Origin of the sequence: Duganella aquatilis (assembly GCF_009674565.1) — a bacterium.
Taxonomy (GTDB): Bacteria; Pseudomonadota; Gammaproteobacteria; order Burkholderiales; family Burkholderiaceae_D; genus Rugamonas; species Rugamonas aquatilis.
Genome location: NZ_WKJL01000035.1, coordinates 1 through 13,743, shown reverse-complemented (window position 1 = coordinate 13,743; position 13,743 = coordinate 1). Strand labels below are relative to the sequence as shown.

General features: G+C 61.8%; 14 protein-coding genes. 10 read left to right on the top strand and 4 right to left on the bottom strand.

Annotated elements, in window-relative coordinates:
• Positions 1 to 7: 7 nt before the first annotated feature.
• Entirely contained in the window at positions 8 to 1,825 is a 1,818-nt protein-coding gene (locus GJ698_RS27695) for a DUF4153 domain-containing protein (RefSeq protein ID WP_154361079.1), read from the bottom strand.
• A gap of 86 nt (positions 1,826 to 1,911) precedes the next feature.
• Between GJ698_RS27695 and dapC the strand changes: the two genes are divergently transcribed.
• Genes dapC through GJ698_RS27675 form a run of 4 tightly spaced genes read left to right on the top strand, consistent with a single transcriptional unit; the run spans position 1,912 to position 5,691 of the window.
• Entirely contained in the window at positions 1,912 to 3,117 is a 1,206-nt protein-coding gene (dapC, locus tag GJ698_RS27690; protein WP_154361078.1) for a succinyldiaminopimelate transaminase, read from the top strand.
• A gap of 17 nt (positions 3,118 to 3,134) precedes the next feature.
• On the top strand, positions 3,135 to 3,962 hold the full coding sequence (dapD, locus tag GJ698_RS27685; RefSeq protein ID WP_154361077.1) for a 2,3,4,5-tetrahydropyridine-2,6-dicarboxylate N-succinyltransferase: 828 nt from the start codon (positions 3,135 to 3,137) through the stop codon (positions 3,960 to 3,962).
• 24 nt (positions 3,963 to 3,986) lie between these two features.
• On the top strand, positions 3,987 to 5,132 hold the full coding sequence (locus GJ698_RS27680) for a PilT/PilU family type 4a pilus ATPase (protein WP_154361076.1): 1,146 nt from the start codon (positions 3,987 to 3,989) through the stop codon (positions 5,130 to 5,132).
• 7 nt (positions 5,133 to 5,139) lie between these two features.
• Positions 5,140 to 5,691, top strand: coding sequence for a glutathione peroxidase (locus GJ698_RS27675; protein WP_154361075.1), 552 nt, complete (start codon positions 5,140 to 5,142; stop codon positions 5,689 to 5,691).
• A gap of 165 nt (positions 5,692 to 5,856) precedes the next feature.
• On the opposite strand, the gene GJ698_RS27670 is transcribed toward GJ698_RS27675, so the two are convergent.
• Positions 5,857 to 6,342, bottom strand: coding sequence for a hypothetical protein (locus tag GJ698_RS27670; RefSeq protein WP_154361074.1), 486 nt, complete (start codon positions 6,340 to 6,342; stop codon positions 5,857 to 5,859).
• Positions 6,343 to 6,673: 331 nt separating this feature from the next.
• Between GJ698_RS27670 and GJ698_RS27665 the strand changes: the two genes are divergently transcribed.
• The 5 genes from GJ698_RS27665 to GJ698_RS27645 all read left to right on the top strand — a co-directional run bounded on the left by GJ698_RS27665 (position 6,674) and on the right by GJ698_RS27645 (position 12,332).
• Positions 6,674 to 7,819, top strand: a complete 1,146-nt coding sequence (locus GJ698_RS27665; protein WP_154361073.1) for a DUF4236 domain-containing protein — start codon at positions 6,674 to 6,676, stop codon at positions 7,817 to 7,819.
• A gap of 68 nt (positions 7,820 to 7,887) precedes the next feature.
• Entirely contained in the window at positions 7,888 to 8,241 is a 354-nt protein-coding gene (locus tag GJ698_RS27660) for an ArsC family reductase (RefSeq protein ID WP_154361072.1), read from the top strand.
• A 1-nt stretch (position 8,242) separates the two neighbouring features.
• Entirely contained in the window at positions 8,243 to 9,376 is a 1,134-nt protein-coding gene (gene dapE, locus GJ698_RS27655; protein ID WP_154361113.1) for a succinyl-diaminopimelate desuccinylase, read from the top strand.
• Positions 9,377 to 9,422: 46 nt separating this feature from the next.
• The gene (gene prmB / locus GJ698_RS27650) at positions 9,423 to 10,313 is read left to right on the top strand and encodes a 50S ribosomal protein L3 N(5)-glutamine methyltransferase (protein WP_154361071.1); all 891 of its coding nucleotides are present in this window, start codon (positions 9,423 to 9,425) and stop codon (positions 10,311 to 10,313) included.
• 12 nt (positions 10,314 to 10,325) lie between these two features.
• Positions 10,326 to 12,332, top strand: coding sequence for an ATP-binding cassette domain-containing protein (locus GJ698_RS27645; protein ID WP_154361070.1), 2,007 nt, complete (start codon positions 10,326 to 10,328; stop codon positions 12,330 to 12,332).
• Between the two features lie 12 nt (positions 12,333 to 12,344).
• Here the strand turns inward: GJ698_RS27645 and GJ698_RS27640 are convergent, their stop codons facing one another.
• On the bottom strand, positions 12,345 to 12,824 hold the full coding sequence (locus tag GJ698_RS27640) for a chemotaxis protein CheW (RefSeq protein WP_154361069.1): 480 nt from the start codon (positions 12,822 to 12,824) through the stop codon (positions 12,345 to 12,347).
• 114 nt (positions 12,825 to 12,938) lie between these two features.
• Between GJ698_RS27640 and arfB the strand changes: the two genes are divergently transcribed.
• Positions 12,939 to 13,334 carry an alternative ribosome rescue aminoacyl-tRNA hydrolase ArfB gene (arfB, locus tag GJ698_RS27635; protein ID WP_154361068.1) on the top strand — a complete coding sequence of 132 codons (396 nt, stop codon included), beginning with the start codon at positions 12,939 to 12,941 and terminating at the stop codon, positions 13,332 to 13,334.
• Here arfB and GJ698_RS27630 read toward each other — a convergent pair.
• Positions 13,331 to 13,743 (bottom strand): sulfite exporter TauE/SafE family protein (locus tag GJ698_RS27630; RefSeq protein WP_154361067.1); only part of this gene is annotated, 413 nt, incomplete at its 5' end. The genes arfB and GJ698_RS27630 overlap by 4 nt on opposite strands.

The following is a 13,743-nucleotide window of genomic DNA, read 5'->3' as shown; positions in this document are numbered from 1 at the left end:
CGGCCGATTATTTAAGCGTGGAGCACTCCACCACCGGTGCGGCGCTGGGCTCGAACGCCACGCGCCGCCCGCCGACATTCAGTTGCTTGAACGGCGGCGCGACCAGGCTGTATTCTCCCTTGCGCAGCTTTTCCAGCAGCGGCGGACAGAGAACGTCGCCATACGCCATGCTGGCGACGCCCGCCCAGTTACCGTCGCCGCCCTGCGCGAACAGCTGGCCGGCGCGCATGCGCGACTGATCCACCAGCAGCACCTCCGGCTTGCCGTCGCCGTCCGCATCCAGCAGGAAGGCGTCGCACCTGGCATCCTTGCTGGTCAGGCAGTCGGGCTTTTGATTGTCCTTCAGTGCATCCCATTTCTGCGCCAGGAAGCTGTCCGGCAGTTGCGCGCCCGCCGGCCACACGGTCATATTGGCGGCGACGGACACCGGCGCGGTCGACCGCGCCGGCGGATGCCAGCGGTCCGCATCCTCCATCGCCAGGAAGCTGGCGGCTTCGCGCTGCAGCAGCGCGGCGTCCGGGCCGGTGCTGCGTTTCAGTTCCTCCAGCGCGGCCCGTCCGTATCGGCCGCCTTCAAAGCGCAGATAGTAGAAATCGAACTTGGCGGCGGCGGTCTTGCCGTTGGCCAGCCGCGCCATCTGGCTATGCACGCCGATGCGCGCCGGATCGGCGATCGGCGTGAACAAGGCCAGCAACACCGCCAGCACCAGCCAGGACACGTAGATGTTCACCAGCGCCACCGGCGCCAGCCAGGTGTCGTACTGGTAGGCGGCCCATAGATAGCCGGCCGCGTAGCTGAAGGCCACCAGCAGGCAGGCGGCGGCGATCACGCGGTCCGAGGTCCAGCCGTACTGCGCCACCCGCAGTCCCAGCGCGTAGATCCCGACCATGGTCACCGGCAGGATCAGGATGGCGGCGGTGCGCGCGCCGACACGCAGCGGCAGCGCCACGATGGCTTCGCCGTTCTGGAACGCCGCGTTGGTCAGCACCAGCAGCACGGCCGCAGTCGACAGCAGCACCGAGGTGGCGTGGCGCGTCTCCCACAACGCCGTCAGGCCGGTGAACGGCAAGGTGCACAGGAAGCCGGTCACCAGCACCACGGCCACCGGCAATATCCACGACATCAGCACCAGCAGCAAGGTGCGGATGCCGTGCACGATGGCCGGCCGCACGTCCGTCACGTGCATCGCGCAGGACAAGGCGGCGAAGGCCACCGGCACGTTGAACCACGCGTTCTCCAGCAGCTCGCGCAGGAATTTCAGCTTGACCAGCATGAACAGGCTGGCGCCCATGAACAGCACCAGGAACAGCGCGCCGACAAAGAAGACGGAGAACAGAAGTTGTATAGCCAGCTTCCAGGCAATCTCAAAGTACGCGTTGTAGCTGGCGATGCGCTTGCGCTCCTGTGCGCCGGCCAGCACCAGCGTATGGGCGATGAAGAAGAACACGCAGCTAAGCGCCACCAGCAGCGCGGACGGCGACGTGACCTCCTTGCGCCCCGAATTGGGCAGCAAGGGATGCGTGTTCAATCCGCGCCACACGTCGTGCAGCGACAGCACCAGCAGCACCGCCAGCGCCACCAGCAGCCAGGCGCCCACCTGGCGCGGCGCCAGGTGGCCCAGGCTGGAAATCAGCAGCACCGGCAGGATCAGCAGCGTCGTCATCAGCGGTGCCATCAGGTACGGCGCGGTGGACGGCCAGGCGGCGTCGCGCACGGCGGCGTACAGCCAGTACAGCAGCAGCCCCTGCACCAGTCCCGTCGCCAGCCGCCACGCCATGACCTTGCGGCTGACTTGCGCCTCCAGTGCAATTTCGTTTTGCCCCATTGTCCCGTCCAAGGTTGTGAATCCGAATAGTTTAATAATTTAGCATGGATGACCGGGCATGCGTGGAGGCGCTATAATCAAAGACTATGAATCCACTTCTCGACAAGCTGCATCCCTACCCGTTTGAAAAACTGCGCCTGCTGTTTGAACAGGTCACGCCTGCTCCGCAGTACAAGGCCATCAGCCTGGGCATGGGTGAACCCAAGCATCCTACGCCGAAATTCATCGAACAGGCGCTGGCCGACAATCTCGGCGGCCTGGCCGTCTATCCGACCACCATCGGCTCGCCCGAGATGCGCAACGCCATCGCCGGCTGGCTGGAACGCCGCTACAACCTGCCCAAGCTGAATCCGGCCACGCAGGTGCTGCCGGTGAACGGCTCGCGCGAGGCGCTGTTCGCGCTGGCGCAGGCGGTGATCGACAAGGACGCCAAATCGCTGGTGGTCAGCCCGAATCCGTTTTACCAGATTTATGAAGGCGCGGCCTACCTGGCCGGCGCCGAGCCGTACTTCGTCAACTCCGACCCGGCGCGCAACTTTGGCTGCGACTACGACAGCATTCCGGAAGAAGTGTGGCAGCGCGTGGCGCTGCTGTTCGTCTGCTCGCCCGGCAACCCGACCGGCGCCGTGCTGTCGCTGACCGACTGGGAGAACCTGTTCGCCCTGTCGGAGCGCTACAACTTCATCATCGCCGCCGACGAGTGCTACTCCGAGATCTACCAGGGCGAGCCGCCGCTGGGCGCGATGGAAGCGGCGCACCAGCTGGGCCTCGCCACCATCGAACAGCCGTATGCGCGCCTGGTGGTGTTCAGCAGCCTGTCGAAGCGCTCCAACGTGCCGGGCATGCGCTCGGGCTTCGTCGCCGGCGACGCCGAGGTGCTGAAAAAATTCCTGTTGTACCGCACCTATCACGGCGGCGCCATGAGCCTCTCCGTGCAAGCTGCGTCGATCGCTGCCTGGAACGACGAAACCCACGTCGAACAGAACCGCGAACAATACCGCGCCAAGTTCAACGCCATCACGCCTTTGCTGAAACAAGTGCTGGACGTGGAACTGCCGGACGCCGGCTTCTACCTGTGGGCGGACGTCAGCCGCACCGGCCTGTCCGACACCGAATTCGCCCAGCGCCTGTATGCCGAATATAATGTCACCGTGCTGCCGGGTAGCTACCTGGCGCGCGAGGCGCACGGCATCAATCCGGGCCGCAACCGCATCCGCATGGCGCTGGTCGCCGAAACGGCGGAAGGCCTGGAAGCGGCGCAACGCATCGTCCAATTCTGCAAGTCCCTTTAAATATTAAGAGTCAAATCATGAGCCAACAACTCCAGAACATCATCGAAACCGCCTGGGAAGACCGCGCGAACATCAACCCGGCCAACGGTTCCGCCGAACTGCGCGACGCCGTAAACCACGTGCTGGCTGGCCTGGACAACGGCAGCATCCGCGTGGCCGACAAAGCCACCGGCGCCTGGGTGGTTCACCAGTGGGTCAAGAAGGCCGTGCTGCTGTCGTTCCGCCTGGAGAACAACGTCGTGCTGCCATCGGATGGCACCATGCAGTTCTACGACAAGGTGCCGACCAAGTTCGCCAACTACACCGCCGACGATTTCGCCAAGGGCGGCTTCCGCGTGGTGCCGCCAGCCGTGGCGCGCCGCGGCTCCTTCATCGCCAAGAACGTGGTGCTGATGCCTTCCTACGTCAACATCGGCGCCTATGTCGATGAAGGCGCGATGGTCGATACCTGGGCCACCGTCGGTTCGTGCGCGCAGATCGGCAAGAACGTCCACCTGTCCGGTGGCGTGGGCATCGGCGGCGTGCTGGAGCCGATGCAGGCCAATCCGACCATCATCGAAGACAACTGCTTCATCGGCGCGCGCTCGGAAATCGTCGAAGGCGTGATCGTGGAAGAGAACTCGGTGATCTCGATGGGCGTGTACATCGGCCAGTCGACCAAGATCTACGACCGCGCCACCGGCGAAGTCACCTACGGCCGCGTGCCATCGGGTTCGGTGGTGGTATCGGGTTCGCTGCCATCGGATGACGGCAAATACTCGCTGTACTGCGCGGTGATCGTCAAGCGCGTCGATGCGCAAACCCGCTCCAAAACCAGCATCAACGAACTGCTGCGCGGCGTTTAATGCCGTAAAAACCGGAGATTCGCCATGGCCATGGACCGCCTGTTCCAACTGATGAAGGAAAAGAACGCGTCAGACATGTTCTTCGCGGTGAACTCTCCGGTTCACATCAAGATCAACGGGAACCTCATCCCGATCAACCAGCAGAAGCTGGAGCCGGAAAACATCCATTCCCTGCTGGCGGAAATTGCCACGCCGGAGCAGATGGATGAACTGGCAGCCACCAATGAATTGAACATGGGCGTGTCGGTGCCCAACCTGGGCCGCTTCCGCCTGTCCGCCTTCAAGCAGCGCGGCTCGATCTCCGCCGTGTTCCGCTTTGTGCCCGCCAACATCCCGGTGCTGGCCGACTTGCAGCTGCCGCCGGTGCTGTCGGAGCTGATCATGGAAAAGCGCGGCTTGCTGCTGCTGGTGGGTTCCACCGGCTCCGGCAAATCGACCACCATCGCCTCGATGCTCGATCACCGCAACGAACTGCGCTCCGGCCATATCCTGACGCTGGAAGATCCGATCGAGTACCTGTTCCGGAATAAAAAATCCATCGTCAACCAGCGCGAGATCGGCAGCGACGCCAAGGACTTTGCCACCGCGCTGCGCAACTCCATGCGCCAGGCACCGGACTGCATCCTGATCGGCGAGATCCGCGACAAGGAGACCATGGCGGCGGCATTGGCGTACGCGCAGTCGGGCCACCTGGTGCTGGCCACGCTGCATGCGAATAACAGCTACAACGCCTTGAACCGCATCATCAGCTTCTACCCGATGGAGAACCGCGCGGCGCTGCTGCAGGATCTGTCGACCACCGTCAAGGCCATCGTCTCGCAGCGGCTGGTCCGCTCGGCCAACGGCGGCACGCGCTCGGCGGCGGTGGAAGTGATGGTCAACACCCGCTACATCTCCGACCTGATCGAAAAGGGCGAAATCGGCCAGATCAAGGAGGCCATGGAAAAGAGCATGTCGCCCGGCTCGCAATCGTTCGAGCAGGCCTTGCTCAAGCTGGTGCAGGATGGCCAGATCAGCCAGGACGAAGCGCTGGCCAACGCCGATTCCGCCACCAACCTGCTGTGGCTATTGAATAATGGCCCGGACAGCAAAACCGCGCAGGCAGCCGAACCTGAGGCCAAGCCGACGACGAGCGAAGCGTCCTTCACCGAATTCACCCTGAATACTTGAGGTCCATATGAGCCAAGCTGTCTACGACATTCCAGTGCGCCGCATCGACGGCGAAGAAACCAGCATCGGCGCCTATCGCGGCAAAGTCGTGCTGGTGGTGAACGTGGCTTCCGCCTGCGGCTTGACGCCGCAGTACGAAGGCCTGGAAAAGCTGTACGAGGAAAAGCAGGCCGAGGGTCTGGTGGTGGCGGGCTTCCCCGCCAACGAATTCGGCGCGCAGGAACCGGGCACCAACGAGGAAATCGCCGCCTTCTGCACCAGCAAATTCAGCGTCAAGTTTCCGATGTTCGAGAAGATCGTCGTCAAGGGTCCGGGCCAGCATCCGCTGTACCAGCGCCTGATCGAAGAACAGCCGCAGGCGCAGGAAAAGCCAGGCAGCGACTTCCGCGCCAAGCTGGCCGGCTACGGCATCAAGCAGGACAATCCGAGCGACGTGCTGTGGAACTTCGAGAAATTCCTGATCAGCAAAGAAGGCAAAGTCGTCGGCCGCTTCGCGCCCGACACCACCACCGACGACGCCCTGCTGAAAGAAGCGATCGAACGCGAATTGCGCGCCTGATGGACGCGGCGCAGGGCTGGGTATTCCTCGCCGCAATTTGGTCTAATTCGATCTAATCCAGACCGCAGTGCTCTAACACGCTCTAAAAATGAGCGGGCGCAGTCTAAAACACTCCATAAAATCGGGATAAAAATCTAAAACGGTCGATTTTTACACCCCTAAAGTCTAAAACGCTCCAGAATCTCGTTCTGTAGCCCAACTTTTAGACTCATTCAGATGCCTCTCTTCAAAGCGCCTGCGGTAATCGTCGGCGCGTATCCAGTAGCTTTCGCCAGGAAATCGCAGCCAGATACAGCGCCAGGCATTGCGCCCCTTGGCGTAGCGATTCGCCATAAAAGATGGCGTCAATAACTCGCCCTCCTCGGAACGGATATGGTCACCAACCACTTTGGCAAATTCAATAGTCTGATTGTGCTGCGTTCGCAGACTGGTGCCATCAGGCAGAAATACGCTCTTCCACTGAAAACCTCGCATCGACGGGCCGTTCTGTCGCAGCGCCAGCCGCTCCTTCTCAATCGCCAGCCAGCGATGAACAAGCTCACTCACAAAATCTTCCACCGTGACGCCCGGCCTTGTCGCCAACAAATGAAATTCCAACTCCTGAAAATCGATGAGGGAAAGATATACAGCAGCCTTCGGTATATATGCCATGATAAGCCCTCCGCAATTGGTCTAAAAGTTAGATTGCGGCACCCGATTATCGTTCGTTTTAGACTTTGAAGTCCAAAAACTAGAACGGTTTAGATTATCGGCTCAAAATTACAGCGCATTTTAGACCCAAATCTATGATTATTAGACCACTCTAGACTTTACTATCCTGTTTTAGACTCATTTAGAACAAATTGCCGAAAGAGATACCCAACACCCACCCCTCGCGACACCCGATCTCTTAGTGAGATTTTGTGCATTTTTTCACTAAGGCAAAATGCTATTCTAAAATCCTCGCTCGCATTAGTGATGTGCCAACGTAGGGTCGATATATATGGGGTTATCATTTAGAAAGACTATTAAAGCCGGGCCTTTCAACTTCAATCTTTCCGGCTCTGGAATTGGAGTATCTGTTGGAATACCTGGGTTTCGTGTCGGCACAGGTCCGCGCGGCAACTATATTTCGATGGCAGGCGGCAGATTCACATACCGCAAGGACTCGACAAACTATCCAAAGGCGGGTGAAACAGCATCTTTACAGGTACCAAGAAGCGATGCGGAACCGCGTCCCGGAGAGCGTTTCATCCCTAGTGGCAGCGCCACTGTCGCGCCGCTGGAAGTTATTCAGTCAGCAGACGTCAGCCACCTCTCCGATGCAGATTCGGTCGACATCGTGGAGGAAATCAATAGCAAGCGGAGCAAAATGGCCATATGGTACTGGCCACTGATTTTCATCGGCATGCTGTGGTACCTATTACGCGAAGACAGCCCTTCCAGTCCAATAATGACTGGCGTGTTATTGGCCCTGTCGATAATGGTCGCCGTTGGCACTTTCTGGCTATATATGTGGGATGAAGCGCGCCGCAGCACTGTTCTCTTCTATGACTTCGACAGCGGAGCCGAGCACGTATATGAACAAGTGTTAAGCAGCTTCGCAGGTTTATATCAATGCAAAGCCTCCTGGCGCGTTTTGGCCAGCGGCCAGGTCCTGGATGGACGCTACAACGCGGGTGCAGGGAGAACATTACAGCGCAAGACTGCAGTTTTGGGCAAAGGCGGCATCAGCCACCTGCAATGCAATATCGACGTTCCGTGGCTAAACGCTGGCCGCAACTCGTTATATTTTTACCCTGACCGTGTGTTCATTGTCAGCGGCAGTCGCGTGGCGGCATGTACTTACGGCTCTCTCAATTCGACTGCTCGACTTACTCGCTTCATTGAAGACGGAGGGGTTCCATCCGACTCCAATGTTGTAGGCCAAACCTGGCGTTTCGTGAACAAGAACGGCACCCCGGATCGGCGTTTCAACAACAATATTCAGATCCCGATCGCCCAGTATGAAGAGCTATGCCTGTCCTCTACGCAAGGCATACAGGAATGCTTCCAATTTTCGCGCACTGGCACCGCGGAAGCCTTCGCTGCCGCGTTAACCAAGCTCGCTCACTACCAATCGAATCGCAGCCAGACGCTGGCGAGATGAGCAGATTTCAACTATGAGCGCTGTCCTTGGTCATGGTATCCTACCGGGTCCAACTTTCCCGACCTATCATGACCATTACCGTCTACGGCATCCCCAACTGCGATACCGTCAAAAAAGCGCGTACCTGGCTGACTGACCAGCAGCAGGACTTTGTCTTCCACGATTTCAAAAAGCAGGGCCTGACGCGCGAGATCGTCGCCGGCTGGCTGAAACACCTGTCGCGCGATGTGCTGGTGAACCGCAAGGGCACCACCTGGCGCGCGCTGTCCGACGAGCGCAAGGCGTCCATCGTCGACGACGAAGCGGCCATCGCCCTGATGCTGGAAAACCCGTCCGTGATCAAGCGCCCGGTACTCGACAACAACGGCGCCTTCTCCGTCGGCTTCTCCGACGCGCAGTACCAACAAATTTTCAATGGCTGATATGACTCCTTCCAAGACCCTGGCGCTGACCGAAAAGCTGATTTCCCTGTCCTCCGTCACGCCGGACGACAAGGGCTGCCAGCAGCACCTGATCGACCTGCTGACCCCACTCGGCTTCGTCTGCGAAACCATCGCCTCGAACGGCGTCACCAATCTGTGGGCGCGTCGCGGCACGACCTCGCCGGTGATGGTCTTCGCCGGCCACACCGACGTGGTGCCAACCGGCCCGATCGAGCAATGGCGCTCGCAGCCCTTCACGCCCACCCACCGCGACGGCAAGCTGTATGGCCGCGGCGCCGCCGACATGAAAACCTCGATCGCCGCCTTCGTCGTCGCCTGCGAGGAGTTCATCGCCAAGCACGCCGACCACAAAGGCTCGATCGCCTTCCTGATCACCAGCGATGAAGAAGGCCCGGCCACCGACGGCACCGTCATTGTCTGCAACCTGCTGAAGGAACGCGGCGAGACCATCGACTACTGCATCGTCGGCGAGCCGACCTCGGACGAGACGCTGGGCGACATGATCAAGAACGGCCGTCGCGGCTCGCTGTCCGGCAAGCTGACGATCAAGGGCGTGCAAGGCCACATCGCCTATCCGCAGCTGGCCAAGAACCCGATCCACCTGGCCGCGCCGGCGCTGGCCGAGCTGGTGGCCGAGGTCTGGGACCACGGCAACGAGTACTACCTGCCGACCTCCTGGCAGATGTCGAACATTAACGCCGGCACCGGCGCCAACAACGTCATCCCCGGCGAGATGGTCATCGACTTCAACTTCCGCTTCTCCACCGCCAGCACCCACGAGGAACTGAAGCGCCGCGTGCACGCCATCCTGGACAAGCATCATCTGCACTACGACCTGAAATGGGCGCTGAGTGGCCTGCCGTTCCTGACGCCGCGCGGCACCCTGAGCGACGCGCTGTCGGCGGCGATCAAGTCGGAAACCGGCGTCGAGACCGAATTGTCGACCACCGGCGGCACCTCGGACGGCCGCTTTATCGCTCAGATCTGCCCTCAGGTGATAGAATTCGGTCCTCCCAACGCAAGTATCCACAAGATCGACGAGCATATCGAGCTGCGATTTGTCGATCCGCTGAAGAATATCTATCGCCGCACGCTGGAAAACCTGCTGACGTAAGCGGCAGCGCGGCGTGGGCTCCGATGACCGTTTTACCGAGATAGCCATGAACACGACTCTTTTCACCACGCCGCGCGACCTGCTGCGCTACGCCGTCACCCGCTTCAACACCGCCAAGCTGTTTTTCGGCCACGGCAGCGCCGAAGCGTATGACGAAGCAGCCTATCTGATCCTGCACACGCTCAAGCTGCCGCTGGACCTGCTCGATCCCTTCCTGGATGCGAAGCTGCTGCCGGAAGAAGTGGCCGCCGTGCTGGCCGTGATCGACCGCCGCACCAACGACCGCGTGCCGGCTGCCTACATCACCAACGAAGCCTTCCTCGGCACCTACAAGTTCTACGTCGACGAGCGCACCATCGTTCCGCGCTCCTTCATCGCCGAACTGATACCCGAGTACTTCGCGCCGTGGGTCAACGAGCCGGAAAACGTCTCGAACATCCTGGAACTGTGCACGGGCTCCGGCTGCCTGGCGATCATGATGGCCGATGCCTTCCCCGACGCCACCGTCGACGCGGTCGACATCTCGGCCGACGCGCTGGAAGTCGCCAAGCGCAACGTCGCCACCTACGAACTGGAAGACCGCCTGACGCTGATCGAGTCCGACCTGTACGCCAAGGTACCGGCAGGTAAAAAGTATGACCTGATCATCACCAATCCGCCGTACGTCAACTCCGGCTCGATGAGCAAGCTGCCGATGGAATACCGCGCCGAGCCTGAACTGGCGCTGGACGGTGGCAAGGACGGCATGGACATCGTGCGCCGCATCGTGGCCGGCGCCGCCGAACGCCTGACCGACGACGGCCTGCTGATCGTCGAAATCGGCAATGAAAAAGAATTTGCCGAAGCGGCGTTTGGTGAACTGGGCCTGACCTGGCTCACCACCAGCAACGGCGACGATATGGTCTTCCTGCTGACCGCCGACCAGCTGAAACTCTAAAAAGAATACGCAATGATCCGTTTTAACCAAGTAAGCCTGATGCGCGGCGTGAAGCCGCTGCTGGAACAAGTCGACGTTACCCTCAACCCAGGCGACAAGATCGGTCTGATCGGCGCCAACGGCGCCGGCAAATCCAGCCTGTTCGCGATGATGCGCGGCGAGCTGCACCCGGACCAGGGCGACATCGACTTCCCGGCCAAATGGCGCGTCGCTTACGTGGCGCAGGAAACCCCGCCGCTGGACCGCGCGGCGCTGGACTACGCCATCGACGGCGACGTCAACCTGCGCAAGCTGGAAGCCGAACTGGCGCGCCTGGAGGGCGAGCCGGAATCGACCGAGAACGGCATCGCCATCGGTGAAGTCTACAGCGCGCTGGCCGACGCCGACGCCTACACCGTGCAGTCGCGCGGCGAACAGCTGCTGCTGGGCCTCGGCTTCTCGCTGGACCAGATGCAGCAGCCGGTGGCCAGCTTCTCCGGCGGCTGGCGCATGCGCCTGAATCTGGCGCAGGCGCTGATGTGCCCTTCCGACCTGCTGCTGCTTGACGAACCAACCAATCACCTGGACCTGGACGCCATCATCTGGCTGGAAGACTGGCTGAAACGCTACGCCGGCACGCTGCTGATCATCTCCCACGATCGCGACTTCCTCGACGAAATCGTCAACGTGGTCGTGCACATCGACGAGCGCAAGCTGAAACGCTACTCGGGCAACTACTCGGCCTTCGAACGTCAGCGCGCGGCGCAGATGATCCTGGCCGCCGGCGCGCTGGAAAAGCAGCAGCGCAAGCGCGCCCACCTGGAATCGTTCGTCAACCGCTTCAAGGCGCAGGCCTCCAAGGCCCGCCAGGCGCAGAGCCGCATGAAGGCGCTGGCCAAGATGGAAGAACTGGCGCCGCTGCGGGCCGCCGCCGAATTCTCGTTCGAATTCCGCGAGCCGCTGAACGCGCCGAATCCGCTGCTGGTGATGGAAGACGTCGACGCCGGCTACAAGATCGAAGACGAGAAAACCGGCAACATCACCCACAAGACCATCGTCAACAACATCAACTTCTCGCTGCAGATCGGCCAGCGCATCGGCCTGCTGGGCGTGAACGGCGCCGGCAAATCGACGCTGATCAAGACCATCGCCGGCGAGATCGCGCCGCTGACCGGCGAATCGACCACCGGCAAGGGCCTGAACATCGGCTACTTCGCCCAGCACCAGGTGGAGATGCTGCGCCACGACGAATCGCCGCTGTGGCACCTGGCGAAGATCGCGCCGACCACGCGCGAGCAGGAACTGCGCAACTTCCTGGGCGGCTTCAACTTCCCCGGCACAATGGTCACCAGCTCGATCGCGCCGTTTTCCGGCGGCGAGAAGGCGCGCCTGGCCCTGGCGCTGATCGTCTGGCAGCGCCCCAACCTGCTGCTGCTCGATGAACCGACCAATCACCTGGACCTGGAAACCCGCGAGGCGCTGACCGAAGCGCTGGCGCAGTTCGAAGGCACGCTGGTGGTGGTGTCCCACGATCGCCACCTGCTGCGCGCCACCACCGACCAGTTCATCATCGTCGCCGACGGCAAGCTGCAGCCGTTCGACGGCGACCTGGATGACTACAAGGACTGGCTGTTCCAGACCAAGCTGGGTAAAGGCACCGACGTGCTGCCGGCGGCGGGCAAGGACAACAAGACCGAGTTCCCGGTGCAGTCGCCGGTGGCGCCGGCCAAGGCCGATCCGGCCGCGGCGGCCGCCAACAGCAAGGAACAGAAGCGCAAGGAGGCGGAAGAGCGCCAGCGCCTGTCCGCGCTGCGCAAGCCGCTGGAGCAGAAGATCAAACGCCTGGACGAGCAGATCGCCAAGCGCAGCGCGCAGAAGGCCGAGATTGACGCCAAGCTGGGCGAGGAATCGATCTACGAAGCCGCCAACAAGGCCAAGCTGAAACAGGCGCTGGCCGACCAGTCGTTCTTCACCAAGGACCTGGGCGAGCTGGAAGCGCAATGGCTGGAACTGCAGGAGCAGATGGAAGCGCTGGGCTAAACCAGCGGCGGCCTACGCCGCCTGGCGGGCGCCGAACTGCACTTTGCGGATGGACATCAGCTTGTCGATGTCCACCACGATCAGGCGGCGCCCTTCCACCTCGCTGATGCCGATCAGGTAATCCACCGCCGCCGCCCCGGCGATCGGCTCGATCTGTTCCAGCTTCAGCGCCACGATGTCGGTCACGCCATCCACCACCATCCCCATCACGCAGCTCGACAATTTGAGGATGATCACATCCGTCAGCGGATCGTGCTGCGGCGGGCGCGGACCGAAAGCGATGCGCATGTCGACGATCGGCATGATCACGCCGCGCGACACCACCACGCCGCTGATAATCTCGCCGTCATCCGACGAAAAGCGCTCCAGCGCCTGCAAGGGCCGCAGCTCCTGCACCTTGTTGAAGTCCAGCGCGTAATCGAGTCCGCCGAGCCGGAATACCAGATACTGCTGCGCCGCACCGGCGCTGGCCTGCGTTGTCGAAGAAGACATGATGATCCTTTCGTTCGGAGAACAGCAAATGTCATCCTAACCGCGCGCGCCGCCGCAAGCGTTGACAGGCATCAACCTTCACCGGTGCGCGGGCGTGTTTGCTACAATCGCTGCATGAACCTCATCAATCCCGACGAAGTGGAATTCACCGCCATCCGCGCCCAGGGGCCGGGCGGCCAGAACGTGAACAAGGTGTCGAACGCCGTGCACGTGCGCTTCGACATCGCCGCCTCGTCGCTGCCGGCCCACATCAAGGAACGCCTGCTGGCCCTGCGCGACAGCCGCATCACGCGCGAAGGCGTGGTGGTGATGAAGGCGCAGCAGTCGCGCAGCCTGGGCGCCAACAAGCAGGACGCGCTGCGCCGCCTGCAGGAGATGGTCGACAGCATCGCCGTGCTGCCCACCGTGCGCCGCGCCACCAAGCCCACGCTCGGCTCGCAGCGCCGCCGCCTCGAAGGCAAGGCCAGGGACGGCGAGCGCAAACAGATGCGCGGCAAAGTCAATTTCTAGAGTCGCACCAACTGGTGCGCACCCAGCGCCAGCAGAGCGATGAAGAAGCAGCGGCGGAACAGCGCCGGCTGCATGCGGTTGCGCAGCCACTGGCCCAGCTGCATGCCGGCCATGGCCGGAATCAGCGCCAGCAGCGAGCCGCCGGCCGCCGCCGCATGCCATTCGCCGCGCACCGTCAACATCACGGCCAGCGCCAGCGTGGAGACGGTGAAGGCCATGCCCAGCGCCTGTATCAGCTGGTCCTTGTCCAGGTTCAGCGCCTGCAGATAGGGCGCGACCGGCATCACGAACACGCCGGTCACGCCGGCCATGACGCCGGTGGCGGCGCCGGCCAGCGGCCCGGCCCAGCGCTCGGCACTCGGCGCCACCGGCATGCGCCAGCCGGTCAGCCCCAGCACGCCGTAGCCCA